Genomic DNA, 21,958 nt, shown 5'->3' on the forward strand with positions numbered 1-21,958 from the left:
ACTTTCTATTTTATCGTGATCCATATCCAGTACAGGAGTCCCAGCGCCCAGCTGATCGTAATGCCGTATAGGATCACAGGACCTGCGATCGTGAAGATTTTACAGCCTATGCCGAATACCTGGCCTTCTTTTTTGTATTCAATAGCAGGAGCTGCCACAGAATTGGCAAAGCCAGTAATAGGTACTAGGGCTCCGGCGCCGCCCCATTTTGCCAGGCGGGGATAAATACCTGTCCCTGTCAGGAGTACACTGATCAAGATAAGAAGCAGGGAGGTCCAGCTGCTGCAGTCATCTTTAGACAGATTCCGCAGTTCGCAATACTGGTAGATCACTTGTCCGATAAAACAGATCATACCGCCGGTGAAAAATGCTTTTATCATGTTTGACCATACGTTGTGGACGGGTGTTTTTTTCTTTACATATGCTTCATATTGTTTCTGCTGTTTCATTTTTTGTACACGATCCATTAAAACATCTCCTTTTTTCTGTTAGTATTCTAAAAAAAAAGAAAAGTATACATAATACAGCAGATGTATATTTTCAGAGGAGCCTGGGATAATAAAGAAGAAAAAAGTTGGAAGTACAGGAAAAGGTGAGGAGAATTATGGGACAGATAAAAGGAAGCCAGAGTATTGCCTTTGCACAGGCCCCTTTTTTGATCAGCAGTGCATCAGTGGCTGGCAGCAAGGAAGCGGAGGGACCTCTTGGGAAGCTATTTGATATGGTGAATCAAGATGATTTATTCGGGGCACAGACATGGGAGGAAGCAGAGAGCGCGATGCAAAAAGAAGCCTGTATCCTTGCTTTGGGAAAGGCGCATGTGGAGGCAGAACAGATCAGGTATTTGTATGGAGGCGATCTGCTGCGACAGGGCATTGCGACATCCATGGGAGTGGAGGCGCTGCAGATCCCTATGTTTGGCTTGTATGGAGCTTGTTCAACATCAGGGGAGGCGCTGGCTTTGAGCGCAATGAGTGTTGCGGCTGGATATGGGGATTATATGTTGGCAGTTACGTCCAGCCATTTCGGGAGTGCGGAAAAAGAGTTCCGTTTCCCTCTGGGATATGCGAATCAAAGACCGTTGTCTGCTCATTGGACGGTCACAGGGAGCGGCGCTTTTCTTGTGGGCACACAAAAGAGTCATGTGAGGATCGCAGGCGTGACAGTAGGCAAGATCGTGGATTATGGACTGAAAGATTCGCAAAATATGGGAGCCTGCATGGCTCCGGCAGCAACAGATACGATCGTACAGAATATGAAAGATTTTGAAAGAGAACCGGAGGATTATGACAAGATCATCACAGGAGATTTGGGATATGTAGGACAGTCTATTTTGTTTGATCTGGTCAAGGGAAAAGGATATGATATCCGGAAAAAACATATGGACTGCGGGATGACGATCTTTGATCAGGATACGCAGGATACCCATGCAGGTGGGAGCGGCTGCGGCTGTGCTGCGGTGACGTTGTCTTCTTTCATTCTTCCGAAAATAGAAAAGGGGGAATGGAGGCGTGTGCTGTTTGTGCCCACGGGCGCTTTGATGTCTACGGTGAGTTTCAATGAAGGGGCGAGCGTGCCGGGGATCGCACATGGGATCGTATTAGAACATTGTTGAGAAGGAGAGAAAAACATGGATTATGTAAAGGCGTTTTTAATAGGCGGTCTGATCTGTGCGGTCATACAGATCTTGCTGGACCGTACAAAATTGATGCCGGGGAGAGTGATGGTGCTTCTTGTATGTTCGGGAGCAATCTTAGGATTCTGCAATCTGTATGAACCATTTCTGGAGTTCGCGAAATCAGGCGCAAGTGTTCCCTTGCTCGGATTTGGGAATGTTTTATGGCAAGGTGTGAAGGAGGCGGTGGATAAATACGGCTTCATCGGGATATTTATGGGCGGCTTTAAGGCAAGCGCCGTAGGGATTTCAGCGGCGCTGGTTTTTGGCTATCTTGCTTCTTTTATATTTGAACCTAAAATGAAGAAGTGACGCGGTTATACAGGCACATGTAAAATATAAAGTAAATATGGTTGAAATATAAGTAAAATCTTGTTGTTTTTTGGGGATGATAATGGTATCGTAAATATGTACTATACTTTGATATGGTATGAAGGATAAAATGAGGGAATACCTTAGGAGGAAAATATGAATTATGTAAATATCATCATCCCTTTTGTCGGGGGTCTGGGCATGTTTATTTATGGTATGCAGATCATGGCGCAGGGACTTGAAAATGCAGCCGGAAGTAAAATGAAGACACTGCTGGAAGCTCTGACAAAGAATAAATTCTTTGGTGTCTTGCTGGGAGCATTGATCACTGCAGTGATCCAGAGCTCATCAGCTACAACAGTCATGGTAGTTGGTTTTGTAAATGCGGGCATCATGAATCTGGGACAGGCGATGGGCGTCATCATGGGAGCAAATATCGGAACGACAGTGACCGGATGGCTGGTTTCCAGTGTGGAGTGGGCCAAATTTTTAAGTCCGGGCAATATTGCCCCAATCGCTGTGATGGCTGGAGTTGTCGTTATGCTCACAGGCAAGAGACGCTCCACAAAAGATATTTCCAGTGTCATTATTGGATTTGGACTTCTATTTATCGGCATTACTATGATGTCATCTGCTGTGGCACCATTGCAGGAATCAGAAGGCTTCCGAAATATTTTCGTGACGCTGGGGCATAATCCATTCCTGGGAATCATAGCAGGCGCTCTTGTGACAGCAGTCATTCAGAGTTCCTCAGCTTCTGTGGGAATTCTGCAGAGTCTGGCGGCGGCAGGATTGGTTCCGTTTAACGCGGCGGTCTATATCATCATGGGACAGAACATAGGAACATGTGTGACGGCGATCATGTCCAGTATTGGAGCAAAGAAAACGGCGAAGACAGCAGCGATCATGCATCTGTTGTTTAATATCATCGGAACAGTTATTTTCAGTGTTGTCGGGATCATATTCTTTACAGTTGTGAATCCACAGGCGGGATTGGGAATGATCACGCAGACAGAGATCAGTACGGTGCATACGATTTTTAATATAGGGACTACAGTCCTCTTGTTCCCTGTATCGGACTGGATCATTAAGCTGGCGAAGAAGATTGAAAAAGAAGATGCGGCAGAGATGGATGACAGCAAAGTGCTTTTAGATGAAAGAATGTTGGAGACACCGGGAATCGCGCTGCAGTCTGTTGTCAGTGAAGTATGCCGTATGGGAAAAATCGTCACAGAGACGATGCATAAATCTAAAACGGTCATGTTTACACAGGATTATCAAGATATTTTGGATATTAAAGAGGAAGAAAATATCGTAGATGGTCTGTGTGGAGGGATTACCAATTATGTGATCAAGCTGAATTCTCTTTCCATCAATGAAAAGGAACATCAGTATATTGCCAGTCTCCTTCAGATCCTGTCGGATATAGAACGTGTCAGTGATTACTGTGAAAATATTTCTGAGTTTGCGGAAACCTTGAAGGATCGGAAAACTACATTTTCAGATGTGGGAAGAGAAGAACTGCAGGAGATGATCAGCGTCTGTGCAGACAGTTTCCGCTATGCAGTAGAAGCCTTGGAAGAAAACAGCAAAGAAAAAGCTCTGAAAGTAATTGAGAAAGAAAGCCAGGCAGATGAACTGGAGATTCGATTAAGAGCGGATCACATGAAGCGGTTAGCGAAAAACCAGTGCGGTACAGACGCAGGAATCGTATTTTTAGATGCCCTGGTATGTCTAGAGAGGATTTCAGACCACTCCAGAAATATTGCGGAAGAGATTCTTACGATTACAGCCTAGAGAAGTCCCCCGATCCTTGTGATATCATATCGCAAGGATCGGGTGTTTTTTAATTTTTATACGGTTGGAGATATCGGTGGATAGTTTTACAAATCGATAGAAAAATGTATGTGGATAATGAATAATTGTAGAATCTCTATACATATGCTACAATGAAAAAAATGCAATAAGGAAGTACAGTGTGAAGAAATGAAAGGTAAAAGATGTAATTTATGCGGCGGCAGGCTGAAAGAGAATCGCTGTGAATTTTGCGGACTGGATAATTCCATATATGAGAGGGAAAGGAATATGGAAAGAGGGCAGAATCTGCATATGGAAAAGAAGCCCCAGTCTAAAGAAAGCGCGGTGGAGAAAAAAATACAGCTAAGGCAAACAGAAAAACAGCGTGTGCATAACAAAAAAAGTACATATAAAACAGTGGCTCCACGCAGAAAAATAGGGTGTCTTACCTGGTTTATCATCTTGGCGATCATATTTTTTGCCATTCTGCCGATATTGGAACAAGTGGGTGAAAAATTGTGGGATGAGTTTGCGGCGCCCAGATATTATATTGGAGAGGAGCGGATGATATGGAAGGGATGATCACGACGATTGCAGGAAGAAATGTCATCTGGCTGGCGATCTTTATCATTTTGTTGCTCATAGAGGCGCTGACGGTAGGGCTCGTGACTATCTGGTTTGCGGGAGGCGCGTTGGCAGCCATTGCGGTAAATTCCCTGGGGATAGGTCTTGTCGGGCAGGGTGCTGTCTTTTTGCTTGTTTCTTGTCTTTTATTTGTGTTTACCAGGCCGTGGGCTATGAAATACATAAATAAGAAGCGGATAAAAACAAATTATGAAAAAGAGATCGGGAAAGTGATCAAGATATCCGAAAGGGTAGATAATCTTGCGCAGTCAGGAAAGAGTGTGGTGGATGGACAGGAATGGACAGTGCGTGCAGCAGCGGATAAGGAAATATTGGAAATCGGAGAACTGGCGAAAGTCATTGCGGTTTCCGGGGTAAAATTAATCGTAGAGAAATATAAGGAGGAATAAGCGATGGATATAATCAGTTTGGGAGGTCTGTTTTTTATTGTTTTCGTGATTCTTGTTGTATTGGTGTTAGTCTCTTGTGTAAAAATCGTGCATCAGGCGCAGGCTGTTGTTTTAGAGCGATTAGGCGCATATCAGGCAACATGGAATACAGGGCTGCATTTTAAGATCCCCATTATAGATAGGGTCGCAAGGAGGATCGATTTAAAAGAGCAGGTGGTAGATTTTGCGCCCCAGCCGGTCATCACAAAGGATAATGTTACTATGCAGATCGATACGGTCGTATTCTATCAGATCACGGATCCGAAGATGTTCTGTTATGGCGTGGCCAACCCGATCATAGCCATAGAGAATCTGACGGCGACTACTCTGCGTAATATCATAGGAGATCTGGAACTGGATCAGACGCTGACTTCCCGGGAGACGATCAATACGCGGATGAGAGCAGAACTTGATCTGGCAACAGATCCATGGGGAATCAAAGTAAACAGGGTAGAACTGAAAAATATTATACCACCCACGGCAATCCGGGATGCGATGGAAAAACAGATGAAAGCAGAACGTGAAAGACGTGAAGCAATCCTGCGGGCAGAAGGAGAAAAGAAATCCACCGTTCTTGTGGCGGAAGGACAGAAAGAATCTCTCATCCTGGAAGCAGAAGCGGAAAAGCAGGCGGCAATCTTACGTGCAGAAGCGGAAAAAGAGAAGATGATACGGGAAGCGGAAGGTGAGGCAGAGGCGATATTAAAAGTACAGCAGGCAACTGCGGATGGTTTGCGTTTTTTGAAGGAAGCTGGGGCGGACCAGGCGGTATTGACATTAAAGAGCCTGGAGGCATTTGAAAAGGCGGCAGACGGCAGAGCAACGAAGATCATCGTACCTTCTAAGATCCAGGAAATAGCAGGACTTGTGAAATCGATTACAGAAGTAGCGGCGGATGAAGAAGACAAGAAAGAATAAAAACAGAAAATAAGAATAGGGGTATACAGAACAGCTTATCCACATACCAGAAAAAAGGGCGTGGATAAGCTGTTTTTTTCATTTTACATAGATTTAACACAGGGATGATTTTACATTTTACATTGCTTCTTTATGATGTTCAATGTGAAGAAAATAAAAAATATAACCACAGATGGAAACGAAGTAAAGGAGATTATGGATATGAAGATGAAAAAGTTTATTGCAGCAGCAGCTATAGTAAGTATGATGGCAGCGGCATTGACAGGATGTGGTTCCGGAGATTCTGACGCGGCAAATGCAGAAGACGGCAGCAAAACAGCTGCTTCAGAATGGGACAGCGCAAACGACATTACGGTCGTATCCCGTGAGGATGGTTCCGGAACAAGAGGCGCATTTATCGAATTGTTCGGTGTAGAAGAAGAAGTGGACGGCGAAAAAGTCGATATGACAACAGAAGGAGCACAGATTACAAATAGTACTTCTGTTATGCTTACAACAGTTGCAGGCGATGAATATGCGATCGGATATGTATCACTTGGTTCTCTGGACGACACAGTAAAGGCAGTAAAGATCGACGGAGCAGAGGCTACGGCAGAAAATATCAAATCCGGTACATACAAAGTGTCCAGACCATTTAATATTGCGACAAAAGCAGACTTAGACAATGAAGTGGCAGCAGACTTTATAAACTTTATCATGAGTGAAGAAGGACAAAAAGTAATTGCTGACAATGGATATATCCCGGTAGATGATGTGAAAGCTTTTGAGGGAACACAGCCTTCTGGAAAGGCAGTAGTCGGAGGATCTTCCTCTGTATCACCGGTTATGGAAAAGCTGGCAGAAGCATACAAGGAAGTAAATCCAAATGCAGAGATCGAGCTGCAGACATCAGATTCGACGACGGGTATGACCTCAGCGATAGATGGAAGCTATGATATCGGCATGGCATCCAGAGAGTTAAAAGATGAAGAGTTAGCAAAAGGGCTTACAGCAACAGTGATCGCGACAGATGGAATTGCTGTTATCATAAACAAAACAAACCCGGCAGAAGACATGGCAGCAGATCAGGTGAAGGCAATCTATACCGGAGAAGCTCTTTCCTGGGATGAGGTAGTAGAATAAGAGGAAAAGAAAATATGAAATCAAAAGCATGGACTGAAAAATTCATGCAGGGAGTGTTCTTCATTGCCGCCTGCGCCTCGGTGCTGGCGGTAGCTCTCATTTGTGTGTTTCTGTTTGCAAATGGTATCCCTGCGATGAAAGAGATTGGAATTGTGGAATTTATTATGGGCAAGCTGTGGAAACCGAATAATAATCTGTATGGTGTTTTGCCCATGATCATAGGAAGTTTATATGTGACGGCGGGAGCAATTGTATTTGGAGTACCGATTGGGATCCTGACGTCTGTTTTTATGGCAATGTACTGTCCGAAGGCGGTTTATAAACCTTTAAAAGCTGCGACAGAGCTGCTTGCGGGCATCCCGTCTGTTGTATACGGATTTTTTGGGCTTGTCGTATTGGTACCATGGATACGTGAATTTGGAAGAACATTGAAACAGGCAGATGTGGTAAATACTTCTGGAAATGGAAGTGGGATTCTGACAGCTTCCATTTTGCTCGGGATGATGATCCTGCCGACGATTATCGGGACAACAGAGAGTGCTATACGTGCAGTACCAGAACATTATTACGAAGGTGCTCTGGCGCTTGGAGCTACACATGAGAGAAGTATCTTCACCGTTGTCATCCCTGCGGCAAAATCGGGAGTGATCGCCGGGATCGTACTCGGCATAGGACGCGCGATCGGCGAAACAATGGCTGTGATCATGGTGGCGGGAAACCAGACATGGATACCGGACAGCCTGCTAAAAGGAGTCCGTACATTGACTGCGAATATCGTAATAGAAATGGGATATGCGACAGGACTGCACAGAGAAGCACTGATCGCAACCGGCGTGGTGCTGTTCGTATTTATTTTGATCATCAATTTCAGTGTAGCACTGTTAAAGAGGAGGACAAGAAATGAGTAATCAGATATCTGTCAGAGAAAAACTAAAAACCTATCTGAAGCATCCGGGCTCCCTTATACTTATGCTGCTTGTCATGCTTGCTGCGTTCCTGACATTTGTCGTATTGCTGTTTCTGATCGTGTATATACTGGCAAACGGGCTACCGCATATTAAACCTTCTTTATTTTCCCTGCACTATACGTCGGAGAATGCGTCACTTATGCCGGCGCTTATCAATACGGTCGTGATGACGCTGCTGTCTCTTCTTGTGGCTGTTCCGTTCGGGATATTTTCTGCTATTTTTCTTGTAGAATATGCGGGGAGAGGAAATAAATTCATCGGAGTGATCCGCCTGACGACAGAGACGCTTTCCGGTATCCCGTCGATCGTATATGGACTGTTTGGCATGCTGTTTTTTGTCAATACATTGGATTGGGGATTTTCTATTCTTGCAGGGGCATTTACTCTTGCAATCATGATACTGCCGCTTATCATGCGGACCACAGAAGAAGCATTAAAGGCAGTGCCGGATACCTACAGAGAAGGAAGCTTTGGTGTGGGAGCGGGAAAGCTTAGAACCGTATTTCGTATTGTTCTGCCTTCTGCGATCCCGGGGATCCTGGCAGGTGTGATCCTGGCGATCGGCAGGATCGTGGGAGAAACCGCGGCGCTTATCTATACGGCGGGAACTGTGGCAAAAGTACCATCCAGCGTGATGGGTTCTGGCCGTACCCTGGCAGTACATATGTATAATCTGTCGAGCGAAGGATTGTATATGGATCAGGCGTATGCGACAGCGGTCATACTGCTCGTTCTGGTAGTGGGGATCAATACACTTTCGAGCGTGATCGCAAGAAAATTGACAAAAGCATAGAAAGGTAGAAAAAATGGGAAAGATCAGTATTAAAAATTTGGATTTATACTACGGAGATTTTAAAGCTTTAAAAGATATAGATCTGGAGATAGAAGCAAATAAAATCACTGCATTTATCGGACCAAGCGGTTGTGGGAAATCGACTTTGCTAAAATCGATCAACCGCATGAACGACCTTGTGGAAGGATGCCGTATTGAAGGGGAGATCCTTTTGGACGGAGAAAATATTTATACGGGAATGGATGTCAATCTGCTCAGAAAAAGAGTGGGTATGGTATTTCAAAAACCGAATCCGTTCCCAATGAGCATATATGACAATATCGCATATGGTCCGCGTACACACGGAATACGCTCTAAATCTAAGTTAGATGATATTGTGGAGAAATCTCTGCGAAATGCGGCGATTTGGGAAGAATGTAAAGATCGGCTTAAGAAGAGTGCTCTTGGTATGTCGGGCGGCCAACAGCAGAGGCTGTGCATTGCCCGTGCGTTGGCAGTAGAGCCGGAGGTGCTTTTGATGGATGAAAATTATAGCACACTTAGGGCATGTGCATAGCGTGTATAGCGTAGATTTGAAGAAGAATATAAGTACATGATACACAGAACATGGAAGAGTTTGGGTATCACGTTATAAGATAGAATTGACAAAAAGGAGACAGAAATGAACTCAATTATAGAAACCAAAGATCTGAAATTATGGTATGGAGATCATCAGGTATTAAAGGGAATTACCATGGATATCCCGGAACATCAGATTACTGCATTGATTGGACCGAGTGGCTGCGGTAAATCCACGTTTTTGAAAACACTAAACCGAATGAATGACCTTGTAGAGAATGTGCGCATTACAGGAGAAGTAAAATATGATGGAAAGGATATATTTTCTTCTAATGCGAATGTAAATGAATTGCGCAAAGAGATCGGAATGGTATTTCAGAAACCGAATCCATTTCCGATGAGTATCTATGACAATGTGGCTTTTGGACCAAGAACTCATGGTATTCGTTCTAAAGTGAAACTGGATGAAATTGTGGAACGCTCTTTAAGAGATGCGGCTCTCTGGGATGAAGTGAAAGATCGATTAAAAACATCTGCATTGGGGATGTCAGGAGGACAGCAGCAGAGACTTTGTATTGCAAGAGCGTTGGCAGTACAGCCAAAAGTAATTCTTTGTGATGAGAGTACAGCATCGCTTGATCCAATCAGTACAGGGAAAATAGAAGATTTACTTATGGAACTGAAATCAAAATATACAGTAATTATGGTCACACATAATATGCAGCAGGCAGTTCGTATCTCAGATTGCTGTGCATTTTTCCTTATGGGTGAGTTGATTGAGTTTAACTGGACAGATACATTATTTTCTACACCACAAAATAAAAAGACAGAGGATTACATTACAGGAAGATTTGGTTAATTGAATATGGGAATTTTGCATAGGTGGATATGAAAGTGGAAAACTTCTATCTGCCTTTTATTTTGCGATATAGTGAAGCCAGAAAGAAAAAATACACATCTAAGCAGCTGGAACAATTAGAATATGTCTCAAGTGCATTGCCGCGATACCCTATGCTTCAGCCATTTGATTTTACACAAGACAGTATGGATATACTTCTTCGATATGAGGAATTATTTCAAAAGCAATCCCAATGTAAGAGAGAGTGGAGAGAACAAAGGTAAAGGGGATTGGTAAAAGGAGGGGGGAGAAGAATTATAGGAAATGTTGTTTTCCCAGTTTATAGAAGACCGGAAAAGAAAGCATTGATATCCGTATGAAAAATTTTAGCGAGAGCGACAAGCTCAGATACCTTGATGTTCATACGGTTGGTTTCCAGTTTTGCATAGGTACTTTTGGACATGGGGATACCCATCAGATTCAGTTTTGCAATGACCTGGTCTTGCGTAAGTTTATTTTGGTAACGGATGGTTTGGATATTTTTGCCGATATCCATGTCTGGTCTGATTTTTTGCATGATAAAGTCCTCTCATCTTAAAAATGTTTCGTAATAAAGAAACTTTATATTGATTTTACTTGTTCCACTTTTTATAATGTTTCGTAATAAGGAATTATTTATGCAAAGGGGAATGATTATGCATCAGAGCGATATAGAACGGTTTGCTTTCCTGTTTTTATGCGGAAAGCGTGACAGGGCAATCCTGCTGGGAAAAGAAAAAATGACATTTTCTGATTTGGACAGGCTGACTTATGTTACCGATTTCCTTGGCCTGACAAGATTGAACCTGGATATTTGGAATTATTATGGAGAACAATTCCGGGAACATTTTCAAAGACTGGAACAGTTATATGATGAAACCTGCAGCATTGTTTCTTGTGATATAACCGAAGTTGATTTATATTTGCAGGATAGGTGGGTACAGGAATTTTGTAACAATGTACCAGACAGAAAGATCCGGAAGGAACTAAAAGAATTAGTCCAAAAGATATATAAGGAAAAGGGAATGGAAAACCCGGAAGAGACAGGCATCATTTAGGTGTCTGTCTTTTCTTTTGGAAGGGAGGTGATAGAAAACGTGAGTATCAGTATCCATGAGTTATTGGCAGTAGCCAGGGAGTCGGAGGGTGTGAAGGCAGTACAGGGAGATGCCATGCTATGTGAGAAACGGTTTGCACCGGATACCCGGTATATGGTGGAGTTTTTGGTGTTGAAGCAGACGGAGAAGTTTGGGGAAGCGGGAATATATCATCGTTACTTTTTAACAAAGAAAGCATATTACGAAATGGTGGAGCTGCAGAATAGGGGAATCCTCCGTTTTCAAAGACAGGCTCTTGTTTTGGAAGGAACATTGCATTATCTTCCAGTCCAGACATTTTTTCGAGACCGGGAGTAGGAAGAACAACGGGCTGGAAAGAAAAGAATGCCTGCCGGGGCGCGCCTCCGGGGAGCAAGGGTTCTTTCACTGGGAATTTTTCGTAGAACAGAAAAGAAGGGAGTGGTAAGCGATGATTATCGGAATCGATCATGGATATTACGCCATTAAAACAAAGCAGGTGTGTTTCCCCACAGGGATCATCCGGTATGAGTATGAACCCTATACCATGCAGAATGTCCTCCAGTACAGGGGAGAATATTATGTGTGTGGGACTGGGAGACAGACATTGGTAAAGGATAAGACCGCCAACGACAATTATTATCTTTTGACGCTGGCAGCACTGGCACAGGAGATTCGAAAGCGAAAGGGGGAAAGGACAGCGAAAGTTGTTCTTGCAGCTGGGCTTCCCCTTACCGGGTTTGGAAGGGAAAAACAGAAATTCAAGGAGTATCTGTTTCGGAAGGAACAGCCAATCCGTTTCTTATATGAAGGGGAACGCTATGAGATCCAGATTGAGGATGTGAAACTGTTCCCCCAGGGATATTCAGCCCTGGCTCTTTATCCAGAGTATTTAAAAGATGAGCCTTCTGTGCTTCTTGTTGATATCGGAGGCTGGACGGTGGACTTGATGCGGCTTGATAATGCTGTTCCTAACGCAGCTACCTGTAGAAGTCTGGAACTGGGTGTCATCCGTTGTATGGATGAGATCAGGGAACAGGTAAGGAGAAATACAGGGCTGTCGGTAACGGAGACGCAGATCGAGCGTGTCTTACATGGAAAACCCAGCAGCATGCCTGCGGAAGTGGTGTCTTTGATTGAGAGGCAGGGCAGGCTTTATATTGAAAAAATCCTGTCTGCGATCACCGAGGCAGGCTTTGACCTGCGGGCAGTCCCTTCCGTTTTCATGGGAGGCGGTGCTGCTATTTTTAAACACCGTGTAAGCGAGCAGGACCGCCTGTGTCGCCCAATTTACCTGACGGACGTCCATGCCAACGCTGCCGGATATGAACGGATTGTGGGGCAGATGAGGACGCTGTGAGCCGCCCGGTCTTTTCCTTCCGCCCAAACCTTAAGAACCCGGAACATGAAAAAGCGTGGCAGCTTTTGATGGAAATTCCGGCAGGGCAGAGGAACCAGTATCTGGTGGATGTGATCCTGGAACAAGAAGAGAGGGAAACTTTAAAAAGACTCATTCAGGAGGCTGTCCGGGAAGCGTTAAAATGTGGCGATGTGGAACGGATGCCAGCACAGGAAAAGGAAGAAATTCCCGGTCAGATGCTGGATTTTTTATTTCAGATGGAGCAGGAGTAAAGGGGGTGAGGCCTATGGGCAAGGAAAGTATGGCATTGTTGGATATGCTTTGGTTTTGCATACATTTGACATGGATTCTTTAGTGGGTATTGTGAATAGCTTTCTTTCAAATTTGGGTGTATGTTGTGTATAACAAAACGAAAGGGGAAAACGCTTATGGCAGAGATGAAGAACCTATGCGGAAAGATCCCGGTGGAATTACATGAGAAGGTACGAGCCGAGATCGAAGAAAGCGAAACGAGTACACAGATATTTATCCGGCAGGTGATCGAAGAACACTTTAACAGACTGGAGAACAAAGGAGAAGAGAGCATGGAAAAAAGAACATTAGCAGTACAGGTCACAGAGGAATTATTCCAAAGAGTCAAATGGGCAGTCGCAAAGGAAGGCATCAAACAGAAAGATTTTATCATCCGCATCATTGAAAAAGCGGTGGAAGAGGTAGAAGCTAAATGGCAGGAACTAGATCAGCCGGAGGAAATCGAAGAAACAGATAATCTGGAAGAAGCGGAAGATCCTAGTGAAGAAGAGGTGGTGGAAGCCGCAGAGGAAGAGACGGATGCAGAAACTTCTGAGGATGCAGAGGAAGAAGAGATTCCAGAATCAGAAGAAGAAACTGAAGAGATCGCATAATGCCAAACAAATAGAACTATAAAACCAGCAGGCGGTGTGGGAGAAAAACCATGCCGTCTGTTTTTTTATTCAGCAAAGGAGGTTGATAGCCGCAACCATTCGATTTTTTGATTTATTCAGCGGGATCGGGGGATTCCGGGAAGGGTTAAGACGTGCAGGCGGTTTTTCCTGTGTGGGACACTGCGAGGTGGATGCTTATGCGGATAAGAACTACCGATTGCTGTTCGACACAGAAGGGGAGTGGTTTTGCAATGACGCAAGAACAATCGAAACTGAACGAATGCCGGACTTTGATCTTTTGTGTGCAGGATTTCCTTGCCAGGCATTCTCTATCGCCGGAAAGCGGGAAGGATTTGCAGATGCCAGAGGAACTCTGTTCTTCGAGATTGCCAGACTGGTTGCAGACAAGCGACCTGCGTATTTCATCCTTGAAAATGTTCCCGGACTGCTTTCGCATGACAAAGGCAGGACGTTTCACACCATCCTCAGTACGTTATCTGAGCTGGGGTACGGTGTGGAATGGAAAGTGCTTAACAGCAAGGATTTTGGAGTCCCCCAATCCAGAAAACGGGTGTATCTTGTCGGATATCTTGATCGAAGATGTGCCGGAAAAATATTACCTTTCCCAGCAGCAAATGGAACGTCTCTTGTACAAATCCAAACAGGAAGGCAAGGGGAACGGATCTACAACGCCGAAGGATTAAGCTGTACCCTGACTTCCGGAGCCGGAGGCGTGGGTGGTAAGACAGGGTTATATGAAGTAGGTGTTCCCATCAAGGAGAATACCAAGCAGGGATATAAGATGGCGTATCCGGGAGACAGCATTGACTTAGGATATGCAGGCATGAATACCAGAAGAGGGCGTGTGGGGCATCAGATTGCCCATACCCTTACCACAGGGATTCAGCAGGGAACGCTTCATTTTGTGGATCTGTCTCCTCCGCCTCTTGTCACAGAGCAGTGCAGGTGTCTGAATACCAGACAGTCCGGCATCCATAATCATAAAGGGGAATGCTCCGGTGTCTTAAAAGAAGAAGGCGCCAGGGCAGTGCTGACTCCGGGTAGGGAAGAAACCCGGCAGAATGGCCGGAGGATGAAGGAGCCGGAAGAGCCGATGTTCACCATTACTGCCACAGACCGGCATGGAGTTGCCTATCGGGGCAGAATCCGGAGGCTGGTGCCGAGGGAGTGTCTGCGGCTGCAGGGGTTTTATGACTGGCAGATTGACCGCATAGAACAGGATACTTCGGACAGCCAGCTTTATAAACAGGCCGGAAATGGAGTGACCGTCAACGTGATCGAAGCCATCGGAACGCTTCTTCGGCAGGCAGATGCAGAGATCCGGGCAGAGGATGAAAAGACAAAGAGGTAAGGCAGCATGGCAATTGGAATTCAGGATCAGTATTTTGGTACAGAGATTGAGATGACGGGAATTACCAGACAGAGGGCTGCGGAGAAAGTGGCAGAATTGTTTGGGACAAGGGCAGTTTGCGACGGCGGATATTATGGGATCTGGTCTGTGACAGATCAGGAAGGAAAGAAATGGAAGTTCATGTATGATGGAAGCATTTATACGGAACGCAGGGAGCGTGGACGCATGGTTCCTGCCGGAAGAGAATACAGCACCGAGATGGTCAGTCCGAAACTGTCCTATGGAGAAATGGGAAAGCTGCAGGAAGTGGTGCGGTGTCTCAGGCATCATGGGGCGAAGGTAAATGCATCCTGCGGGTAGCACGTGCATGTGGACGCTTCCAACCATACTCCAAGAAGCCTTAAAAATGCCATGACCATTATGTATTCCAAAGAGGATATCCTGTTCAAGGCATTGAGGGTACAGACATCAAGGGAACAGGAGTATTGCCAGAAGGTGCGCCCCATTGTGTTGGAAAAGATCCGCCGGATGCCAAACAGCACCATTTCCATGGAACAGTTGAAACGGGTATGGTATGGGGGGAGGGATAGAAGTCATGATCATTATGACAGTACCCGGTACTATGCGTTGAACCTTCACGCAGTGTTTTCCAAAGGAACTTTGGAGTGGAGATGTTTTGAGAGTACCCTCCATGCAGGAAAAGTGCGGGCAAATATTACCCTGGCCCTTGCTATTTCCGCCCAGGCCATCAATCAGAAATGCACCCAGATGCGGAAAACGGAGATCACAGAGAATCCGGCATTTACCTTCCGCACCTTTTTATTGCGGCTGGGGCTCATTGGACCGGAATATAAAAATGTCCGGGAGCATCTGCTTGCCAATCTGGAGGGTGACAGAGCATGGAGATATGACCGCAGCACCTATGAATGTTTGAATCGAAATCATCGGGCAGAGGATGCCCGTTAGGAGGTAAGAGATGAAAGAAACCTATTATTTTGCCTATGGCAGCAACATGAACTTAGACCAGATGGCGTACCGCTGTCCGGCAGCTTCCGTAGTGGAGAATGTCAAGCTGGAGGGATACCGTCTCACCTTCTGTGGCAGAGGAAAAGGAAGCGGTGTTGCCACCATTTTGCCGGAAGAGGGCAGCCAGGTGGAAGGGGTGCTTTGGAAGATCACACCGGAGTGTGAAAAAAGCCTGGACTTTTATGAAGGGTATCCCCACCTGTATGGGAAGGAGCCTGTTCTTGTTCAGGGAAAGGATGGTGTGAATCGGGAAGTCATGGCATATACCATGAATGCACCCTATAAGGATCAGCCTGCCATCCCCTCGGATCTTTATTTTATGGGGATCGTGGAAGGCTGCCATCAGAATGGGATTTCCAGCCGATCTGTGACCGATGCGTTAAAGCGTACCAGACAGGAAGTAGGCAGAGAGAAACCCAGTCACAAGAAAACAGAAGTCAGCAGATAACAACGCCGCAGGGGAAATCCTCTGCGGTATTTTTAACGAAAAAAGGAGGATGCAATGAAGAGCAGGAATATCAAAACAAGACTTGCAGCCTTTGGGCTCGCACTGCTCATGGGTCTTAGTCCGCTTGGGAACTTAGCGGATGTCCATGCGGCAGAAACAAAAAATCCGTCAGAGCCAGTGACGGAGAGCGCAGAAATATCTGAAACGGAACAGACAGAGGAAGTTTCAGAAGCTGCGAAACATTTGGTAACAGCAGAAGATATCACGAAAGATATTTCCGACAAGGATTTTATGGCAGAGACTTGTATGGAAGGCATCCATTACAATCCGGAAAAAGAGGATGTTACGTTAGAGCGTATTGAAGCGGAAGATGGAGGGAGCTACCATCCTGACCAGGAAGGAACTTATATCGCAACCTACTGGGTTGTGCCAAAGGATGCGCATGACAGCTATTCTGTGAGCAGAAAGATCATCCTGACGGATACGGAAGGGCAGGCTCACACAGAAGAAAATGGCGGTCAGAAACAGAAGGAGGATACGAATTCTGAAGAAGATTCGGAGACGCCTGTGCAGGAGATCCCGGATGTGGAAGTGACGGTATCCGGGGAAGATGTAGATGCACAGGCAGCAAGGGAACTGGAAGAAAAGATTGAGGATGGGGAAGTGATGATGCTTTCCGGTGCGGAAAACACGTTCCGAGCAAAGGAAACCGTACATCTGGAAAAAGGAGAGACCATCTACTATCCAAGTTATATTGGAAATTACCTAACCTGCTGGTTTACGGTCAATGGAAAGATCGCTTACTGTCTGGAATCCCATCGTTCCTCACCGCCGAGTGGAGACTATGTGGCACAGGTACTGGACAGCAATAAGAACTTGCAGAAGGTGCTGTATTATGGTTATGGCGGCGCCGGGGATATTACAGGCAGTTATCTGTCCGGGAAAAGTGCAGAAGAGAAATATGTATATACCCACATCGCAGCCAGCTATGCCTATGCAGGTGAGGCAGGATTTACAGGATGTAAGTATGAAGATCTGGTAAACGCAGGCGTGATCGCCTATATTGACCACCTGTTTGCTATGGAAGAGCCGCCGAAGGGGGAAATCTCTCTTTCCAAGACTTCTGTAAAAGCAGTCCGAAATGGAAATGCACAGAAAACACCGGATATCACATTGTCCGGGGATCACCGAAACTACATTTCAGTCCATGTACCAAAAGACATCACCATTTATAACAAGACAAAGGGAACTTCCGCAGAGAATGGTGCGCTGAAGATCTATGGCGGGGATACCTTTTATCTGACTGCCCCAATGCTTCATACCGGAAAATATTCCTCCGGGGAGCTGCATGGTTCTGTAGGGGAAACCTGGAGAACACTGGTATTATCCACAGGAAACAGCAATCAGGACATTGGAGTCTTTGAATCGGAGAAAGCCAATCCGGTAAGTTTTACGATAGACTGGCTGGAGATGACAAGGATCGAGCTTTTAAAACAGGATGCGGATACCAAGAATCCTTTAGACGGTGCAGTGTATGGCATTTATACAGACAGCAAGTGTGAGCATCTTTTGATGGAAATGCCAGTCACCGGGGAAGAGGGAAAAGCAGTCAGTGATTATTTTGAGGCAGCCATCAAAACAGTATATGTGAAGGAGATCAAGGCTCCAGACAAGTATGCACAGAGTGATGTGATCCATAAGGTGGATGTGGAAGCCGGAAAGACGGTCACCATCTTAGCAACCGATGAGAGGGTGAAAGGCGCTGTCCATATCCAAAAGATCGATAAGGAGACACAGGCCTTTCTTCCCCAGGGGGATAGTTCCCTTGCCGGGGCTGTGTATGGTCTGTATGCCAGAGAGGATATCGTCCACCCGGATGGAAAGACGGGGGTTCTGTTCAAAAAAGACAGCCTCATCGCACAGGGCGTGATCAAGGAGGATGGTACCTTAGATTTTTCCGAATTGTATCTGGGGAAAATGTATGTGAAAGAAATCACTCCGCCGGAAGGCTATACGGTAGATCCAACAGAGTATGAGGTGGACCTTGCTTACGAAGGACAGGAAGTGGCAGAGATAACCAGGGATCTGACGGTACAGGAACAGGTGAAAAAGCAGGCGTTCCAGCTGATCAAGATCAGCGAAGATGGAAACCAGACAGAAACAGACCTTGTGGAAGGGGCAGGTTTTCAGGTGTATCTGGTCAGCAGCCTTTCCAAAGTAGAGAGTGGGGAATTACAGCCATCCAATGGGGATCAGTTTACTGCGGAAGATTTCCGAGGTTATGATTTCAGTAAGGAAGAGGTGGCAGTGACCTATGTGGATGGCAAGGCTGTCCCGGTACCAGAGCTGATCACAGATAAAAAGGGATATGCCCTCAGTCCGGAACTTGCGTATGGTCTTTATGTGGTAGAAGAGAGTACGGTGCCGGAGAATTTAAAAGCCATCGATCCGTTTTTGGTAAAGGTAGATGAGGACAGCAGAGAACCGATGGTATGGAGGATCTTCGATGACCGTCCGTTTGAGTTTTTGTTAAAGATCGTGAAAAAGGATGCACAGACAGGAAATCCGGTCTTGAAGGCAGGTGCATCCTATAAAATCTTTGATATGGAAAAAGAGGAATATGTAGAGCAGACGGTATTCTATCCGAAGAAAGAGACGATCAGCATTTTCAAGACCAATGAGGAAGGCTATCTGGTAACACCGGAGGAACTGAAATGTTCTACTTACCGGATCGAAGAAGTGAAAGCACCGGAAGGGTTTGTAAGACAGGGATATGAGAGTTCCTTGTATGAAGGGGAAAAAATAATTTCTCCATTGGAAGTGACCGGAAAAGGCAGTTACAAAGAGAACCCGAAAAAGGGGATCGTGATCACGGTTTCTTCCGATACCGCCCATCAGATCGATCCGGATACCGGAGCAGTCATTGTGGAAGTCGAACAGTTAAATGATGAACAGGTGGGAAGCCTGACACTGACCAAAACTGGAGAACAGCCAGTGGAAGTGAAAGGGGATTCCCTGCTTGCAAAGGCAAAGAGACTGGCAGGAAAGATCAAAGATGCAGTGACCGGAGAGGATACCGATACCGGAGTGTTCCATGATTTTGTCTATGAAGAATCCGGTGTGGAAGGGGCAGCCTTTGAACTGTATGCCAAGGACACCATTTATTCCCCGGACGGAGCAAAGGATGAGCAGGGCAATCCGGTCATCCGTTATGAAAAAGACGATCTGGTGGCAACTTTAGTGACGGATACAGAAGGAAAGGCAGTGGTAAATAATCTTCCATTGGGTTCTTATTATATGAAAGAAACCATAGCAGGCGACCATTTCGTATTGAACCCGGAACAGAAAGAATTTACCCTGACCGCAGAGGATGATACTCAGGCAGTGGTTTATGAAGGGGTTGCTTATAAAAATGAGCGACAGAAGATTTCCATTTCTGTAGAAAAGAAGGATGCAGTCACAGAAGAGAAGCTGGAAGGCGTGATTTTTGGTTTGTATGCCAAAGAAGATATCCTCTCCCAGCAGGGTGAGGTTCTTGTAGAAAAGGACACGCTGCTGGAGAAGAAAGCAACGGATGAGAAGGGACAGCTTACCTTTGACAGCGACCTCTATCATGGGAAATATTATGTGAAAGAGGAAGTGAGAAAGCCGGGGTATCTTCCGAATGAGGAAATCTGGGAGATCGATGCCTCTTACACAGACCAGAACCTTGCAGAAATCAAGCTGACAAAAGAAGTGGAAAATCAGCCAACGAAAAGCCAGTTTACAAAAACCGATGCCACAACCGGGGAAGAACTGGAAGGGGCGAAGCTTCAGATCATCGACCAGGATGGCAACATCGTGGAAGAGTGGATCAGCACAAAAGAATCACACGTAGTTTATGGACTGCCGGAGGGAACGTATACGCTCCATGAAGAACTGCCGCCTTATGCAGAAGGGTATGTGTCTGCGGAAGATATGGAGTTTGAAGTAAAGGAAGATGGCAGTGTGACCAAAGTGGAGATGAAAGATACCTATTCCAAAGTGGAAATCTCCAAAACAGACCTCACCACCGGAAAGGAACTGGAAGGAGCCAAGCTTCAGATCTTAAATAAAGATGGTGAAGTTTTGGAAGAGTGGGTAACAGACGGGAAACCGCATCTGGTAGAGAAACTTCCGGTAGGGGAAGAATTGATCCTGCGTGAGATCACAGCGCCGGAAGGCTATGAGATCGCAGAAGATGTGAAGTTTACACTGGAAGATACCATGGAAGTCCAGAAGGTGGAAATGAAGGATGCAAGGACACCGGAAACTCCGGGTGTACCGCAGACAGGAGATGACCACTGGAAACCAATCCTTCTGTTTGCACTTTTAGGCGTATCAGCAGCCGGACTCATGGCAACTATGATCTATAAGAAGAGACATAAAAAAGCAGATGAAGCGAAAAAAGAAGAATAAGCTGTGGATGCTGCAGGCAGTCTTGTGTGCTGTCTGTATCCTCAGTGTGGTACTGCTTTATCAGAATTATGTGGTCATTCCCCGGCAGAATCGGGAACTGGTGGAGGAGTTAAAAACCTGCTTCCCGGAGGACATCCCTCCGAGCGGGAGCTCTCAAGGAGAGAAAGAGGAACAAGCTGGAAGAGAACCGGAAGTGTCTGCCGTTGACCTTCAATCCCTCCAGCGCCAGTATCCGGGTGTTCGTGGCTGGCTTACGATCCCGGAGGTTGGGATCGATTATCCGGTCATGCAGAGTAGCCGGGAAGATCCGGAGTATTATCTGCGGAGGGATTACCGGGGAAACTACGACATCAATGGAAGTTTGTTCCTCCAGGCAGACTGTATTTTGGGAGAATCAAAGAATCTGACTATCTACGGTCACAACATGAACAGCGGGGCGATGTTCGGGAATCTGGACAGGTACGCCTCCTATGATTACTGGAAAGCACATCCCAGGGTGTTCTTTCAGACGCCGGAAGGCATGGAAGAGTACCGGATAGCGGCAGTATTGAAAGCCGATGTGTCCATGTTTGACTTCCAGCAGGCATCTTTTCACAGTCCGCAGGAATTGGAGGCTTATGCAGCACAGGCGAAAGCGCTGTCGCTGTTTGAAACAGGGGTATCTGGTGCAGGTTGTGAGACAACCCTGACGCTGGTAACCTGTTCTTATGAGTGGAAGGAGGCCCGGAACATCCTTGTGGCAGTAAAAGCAGAACCTGAAAGGTGAAAAGTGTTCAAAGATGGGTACTTTCTTCAGCTCTCTGGATGTATCTTGGGGTACTCTGAAAAATTTTCTGCTGGAAGTGTTCAAAAGTACCCGAAAAGTGCAGAATGTGAGACAAGCGGCAACGGGAAGTGGCGATACGGAACAAAAAGTGTTCGAAGTTAAGGGATGTGCAACAGGTCGTGGCATCTTGTGTAATCTTGTAGTATTGGGGAAGTGTTCAAAGGCAGGTGCTTTTCCAACTCTTTGGTGACTTTCTGGAACCGTATATTCCGGGAAGTGTTTGAAAGTACCCGAAAAGTGCAGGATGTGAGACAAAATACAGATCGGAGAAAATAATAAAACCATAAAAAAGGAGGATTTGTGTAGATTTTATATGATAAAAAAGGCATTCTATATACCATAGTTTTCTGGAAAAATCAATAGTAATTTAGAAAAAAGTGTGGTAGAATGAAGCAAGCAACAAATGAGGAGAGTG

22 protein-coding genes and 2 pseudogenes are annotated in these 21,958 nt (G+C 45.6%); 22 read left to right on the top strand and 2 right to left on the bottom strand.

Features of this window, described 5'->3' with window-relative positions:
• Positions 1-5: 5 nt before the first annotated feature.
• Positions 6-467: a stage V sporulation protein AC gene (gene spoVAC, locus BN3282_RS03770; RefSeq protein ID WP_059066772.1), complete on the bottom strand. Its 462-nt coding sequence runs from the start codon at positions 465-467 to the stop codon at positions 6-8.
• A 137-nt stretch (positions 468-604) separates the two neighbouring features.
• Between spoVAC and BN3282_RS03775 the strand changes: the two genes are divergently transcribed.
• From BN3282_RS03775 to BN3282_RS03830, 12 genes and pseudogenes are all read left to right on the top strand, one after another.
• Positions 605-1,615, top strand: coding sequence for a stage V sporulation protein AD (locus tag BN3282_RS03775; RefSeq protein WP_059066773.1), 1,011 nt, complete (start codon positions 605-607; stop codon positions 1,613-1,615).
• Between the two features lie 15 nt (positions 1,616-1,630).
• Positions 1,631-1,987, top strand: a complete 357-nt coding sequence (locus tag BN3282_RS03780) for a SpoVA/SpoVAEb family sporulation membrane protein (RefSeq protein ID WP_059066774.1) — start codon at positions 1,631-1,633, stop codon at positions 1,985-1,987.
• Between the two features lie 156 nt (positions 1,988-2,143).
• A complete protein-coding gene (locus BN3282_RS03785) occupies positions 2,144-3,784 on the top strand; it encodes a Na/Pi cotransporter family protein (RefSeq protein WP_059066775.1) in 1,641 nt (546 codons plus the stop codon).
• 189 nt (positions 3,785-3,973) lie between these two features.
• Positions 3,974-4,366 (top strand): hypothetical protein, encoded by a 393-nt coding sequence (locus BN3282_RS03790; RefSeq protein WP_059066776.1) that lies wholly within the window; start codon positions 3,974-3,976, stop codon positions 4,364-4,366.
• Entirely contained in the window at positions 4,354-4,818 is a 465-nt protein-coding gene (locus tag BN3282_RS03795) for an NfeD family protein (RefSeq protein WP_082667453.1), read from the top strand. Before BN3282_RS03790 ends, BN3282_RS03795 begins: the two co-directional genes overlap by 13 nt.
• Positions 4,819-4,821: 3 nt before the next feature.
• Positions 4,822-5,775: an SPFH domain-containing protein gene (locus BN3282_RS03800; protein ID WP_059066777.1), complete on the top strand. Its 954-nt coding sequence runs from the start codon at positions 4,822-4,824 to the stop codon at positions 5,773-5,775.
• Positions 5,776-5,976: 201 nt separating this feature from the next.
• Positions 5,977-6,897 carry a substrate-binding domain-containing protein gene (locus tag BN3282_RS03805; protein WP_059066885.1) on the top strand — a complete coding sequence of 307 codons (921 nt, stop codon included), beginning with the start codon at positions 5,977-5,979 and terminating at the stop codon, positions 6,895-6,897.
• Between the two features lie 14 nt (positions 6,898-6,911).
• Positions 6,912-7,805, top strand: a complete 894-nt coding sequence (gene pstC, locus BN3282_RS03810) for a phosphate ABC transporter permease subunit PstC (protein WP_059066778.1) — start codon at positions 6,912-6,914, stop codon at positions 7,803-7,805.
• Positions 7,798-8,658, top strand: a complete 861-nt coding sequence (pstA, locus tag BN3282_RS03815) for a phosphate ABC transporter permease PstA (RefSeq protein WP_059066779.1) — start codon at positions 7,798-7,800, stop codon at positions 8,656-8,658. Before pstC ends, pstA begins: the two co-directional genes overlap by 8 nt.
• 13 nt (positions 8,659-8,671) lie before the next feature.
• A pseudogene (locus tag BN3282_RS03820) lies at positions 8,672-9,199 on the top strand (phosphate ABC transporter ATP-binding protein); the annotation flags it as partial.
• A 120-nt stretch (positions 9,200-9,319) separates the two neighbouring features.
• Entirely contained in the window at positions 9,320-10,075 is a 756-nt protein-coding gene (gene pstB / locus BN3282_RS03825) for a phosphate ABC transporter ATP-binding protein PstB (protein ID WP_009243239.1), read from the top strand.
• Positions 10,076-10,104: 29 nt separating this feature from the next.
• Entirely contained in the window at positions 10,105-10,338 is a 234-nt protein-coding gene (locus BN3282_RS03830; RefSeq protein ID WP_059066780.1) for a hypothetical protein, read from the top strand.
• Between the two features lie 56 nt (positions 10,339-10,394).
• Here BN3282_RS03830 and BN3282_RS03835 read toward each other — a convergent pair whose 3' ends face one another.
• Positions 10,395-10,631, bottom strand: a complete 237-nt coding sequence (locus BN3282_RS03835) for a helix-turn-helix domain-containing protein (RefSeq protein WP_059066781.1) — start codon at positions 10,629-10,631, stop codon at positions 10,395-10,397.
• A 118-nt stretch (positions 10,632-10,749) separates the two neighbouring features.
• On the opposite strand from BN3282_RS03835, the gene BN3282_RS03840 reads away from it, so the two are divergent.
• The 10 genes and pseudogenes from BN3282_RS03840 (at position 10,750) to BN3282_RS03885 (ending at position 21,483) form a co-directional block, all read left to right on the top strand.
• Positions 10,750-11,151, top strand: coding sequence for a hypothetical protein (locus BN3282_RS03840; protein WP_059066782.1), 402 nt, complete (start codon positions 10,750-10,752; stop codon positions 11,149-11,151).
• A gap of 39 nt (positions 11,152-11,190) precedes the next feature.
• Positions 11,191-11,508 carry a DUF5720 family protein gene (locus BN3282_RS03845; protein ID WP_059066886.1) on the top strand — a complete coding sequence of 106 codons (318 nt, stop codon included), beginning with the start codon at positions 11,191-11,193 and terminating at the stop codon, positions 11,506-11,508.
• Positions 11,509-11,620: 112 nt separating this feature from the next.
• Positions 11,621-12,529: a ParM/StbA family protein gene (locus BN3282_RS03850; protein WP_059066783.1), complete on the top strand. Its 909-nt coding sequence runs from the start codon at positions 11,621-11,623 to the stop codon at positions 12,527-12,529.
• Positions 12,526-12,801, top strand: coding sequence for a hypothetical protein (locus BN3282_RS03855; RefSeq protein WP_059066784.1), 276 nt, complete (start codon positions 12,526-12,528; stop codon positions 12,799-12,801). Before BN3282_RS03850 ends, BN3282_RS03855 begins: the two co-directional genes overlap by 4 nt.
• Before the next feature lie 156 nt (positions 12,802-12,957).
• Positions 12,958-13,434, top strand: a complete 477-nt coding sequence (locus BN3282_RS03860) for a hypothetical protein (protein WP_059066785.1) — start codon at positions 12,958-12,960, stop codon at positions 13,432-13,434.
• A gap of 82 nt (positions 13,435-13,516) precedes the next feature.
• Positions 13,517-14,806: a DNA (cytosine-5-)-methyltransferase gene (dcm, locus tag BN3282_RS03865; RefSeq protein WP_059066786.1), complete on the top strand. Its 1,290-nt coding sequence runs from the start codon at positions 13,517-13,519 to the stop codon at positions 14,804-14,806.
• 6 nt (positions 14,807-14,812) lie between these two features.
• Positions 14,813-15,772 (top strand): annotated as a pseudogene (locus BN3282_RS03870) (amidoligase family protein).
• Between the two features lie 10 nt (positions 15,773-15,782).
• Positions 15,783-16,280, top strand: coding sequence for a gamma-glutamylcyclotransferase family protein (locus tag BN3282_RS03875; RefSeq protein WP_059066787.1), 498 nt, complete (start codon positions 15,783-15,785; stop codon positions 16,278-16,280).
• Positions 16,281-16,334: 54 nt separating this feature from the next.
• The gene (locus BN3282_RS03880) at positions 16,335-20,717 is read left to right on the top strand and encodes a SpaA isopeptide-forming pilin-related protein (protein ID WP_059066788.1); all 4,383 of its coding nucleotides are present in this window, start codon (positions 16,335-16,337) and stop codon (positions 20,715-20,717) included.
• On the top strand, positions 20,695-21,483 hold the full coding sequence (locus BN3282_RS03885; RefSeq protein ID WP_205408514.1) for a class B sortase: 789 nt from the start codon (positions 20,695-20,697) through the stop codon (positions 21,481-21,483). Before BN3282_RS03880 ends, BN3282_RS03885 begins: the two co-directional genes overlap by 23 nt.
• Positions 21,484-21,958: the final 475 nt, after the last annotated feature.

It is taken from the genome of Mediterraneibacter massiliensis, from assembly GCF_001487105.1.
Taxonomy (GTDB): domain Bacteria; phylum Bacillota; class Clostridia; order Lachnospirales; family Lachnospiraceae; genus Mediterraneibacter; species Mediterraneibacter massiliensis.

Bases quoted from the DNA above. Each gene is read 5' to 3' on its own strand.
- spoVAC (WP_059066772.1), bottom strand. From the start codon at position 467: ATGGATCGTGTACAAAAAATGAAACAGCAGAAACAATATGAAGCATAT.
- BN3282_RS03775 (WP_059066773.1), top strand. From the start codon at position 605: ATGGGACAGATAAAAGGAAGCCAGAGTATTGCCTTTGCACAGGCCCCT.
- BN3282_RS03780 (WP_059066774.1), top strand. From the start codon at position 1,631: ATGGATTATGTAAAGGCGTTTTTAATAGGCGGTCTGATCTGTGCGGTC.
- BN3282_RS03785 (WP_059066775.1), top strand. From the start codon at position 2,144: ATGAATTATGTAAATATCATCATCCCTTTTGTCGGGGGTCTGGGCATG.
- BN3282_RS03790 (WP_059066776.1), top strand. From the start codon at position 3,974: ATGAAAGGTAAAAGATGTAATTTATGCGGCGGCAGGCTGAAAGAGAAT.
- BN3282_RS03795 (WP_082667453.1), top strand. From the start codon at position 4,354: ATGGAAGGGATGATCACGACGATTGCAGGAAGAAATGTCATCTGGCTG.
- BN3282_RS03800 (WP_059066777.1), top strand. From the start codon at position 4,822: ATGGATATAATCAGTTTGGGAGGTCTGTTTTTTATTGTTTTCGTGATT.
- BN3282_RS03805 (WP_059066885.1), top strand. From the start codon at position 5,977: ATGAAGATGAAAAAGTTTATTGCAGCAGCAGCTATAGTAAGTATGATG.
- pstC (WP_059066778.1), top strand. From the start codon at position 6,912: ATGAAATCAAAAGCATGGACTGAAAAATTCATGCAGGGAGTGTTCTTC.
- pstA (WP_059066779.1), top strand. From the start codon at position 7,798: ATGAGTAATCAGATATCTGTCAGAGAAAAACTAAAAACCTATCTGAAG.
- pstB (WP_009243239.1), top strand. From the start codon at position 9,320: ATGAACTCAATTATAGAAACCAAAGATCTGAAATTATGGTATGGAGAT.
- BN3282_RS03830 (WP_059066780.1), top strand. From the start codon at position 10,105: ATGAAAGTGGAAAACTTCTATCTGCCTTTTATTTTGCGATATAGTGAA.
- BN3282_RS03835 (WP_059066781.1), bottom strand. From the start codon at position 10,631: ATGCAAAAAATCAGACCAGACATGGATATCGGCAAAAATATCCAAACC.
- BN3282_RS03840 (WP_059066782.1), top strand. From the start codon at position 10,750: ATGCATCAGAGCGATATAGAACGGTTTGCTTTCCTGTTTTTATGCGGA.
- BN3282_RS03850 (WP_059066783.1), top strand. From the start codon at position 11,621: ATGATTATCGGAATCGATCATGGATATTACGCCATTAAAACAAAGCAG.
- BN3282_RS03860 (WP_059066785.1), top strand. From the start codon at position 12,958: ATGGCAGAGATGAAGAACCTATGCGGAAAGATCCCGGTGGAATTACAT.
- BN3282_RS03875 (WP_059066787.1), top strand. From the start codon at position 15,783: ATGAAAGAAACCTATTATTTTGCCTATGGCAGCAACATGAACTTAGAC.
- BN3282_RS03880 (WP_059066788.1), top strand. From the start codon at position 16,335: ATGAAGAGCAGGAATATCAAAACAAGACTTGCAGCCTTTGGGCTCGCA.
- BN3282_RS03885 (WP_205408514.1), top strand. From the start codon at position 20,695: ATGAAGCGAAAAAAGAAGAATAAGCTGTGGATGCTGCAGGCAGTCTTG.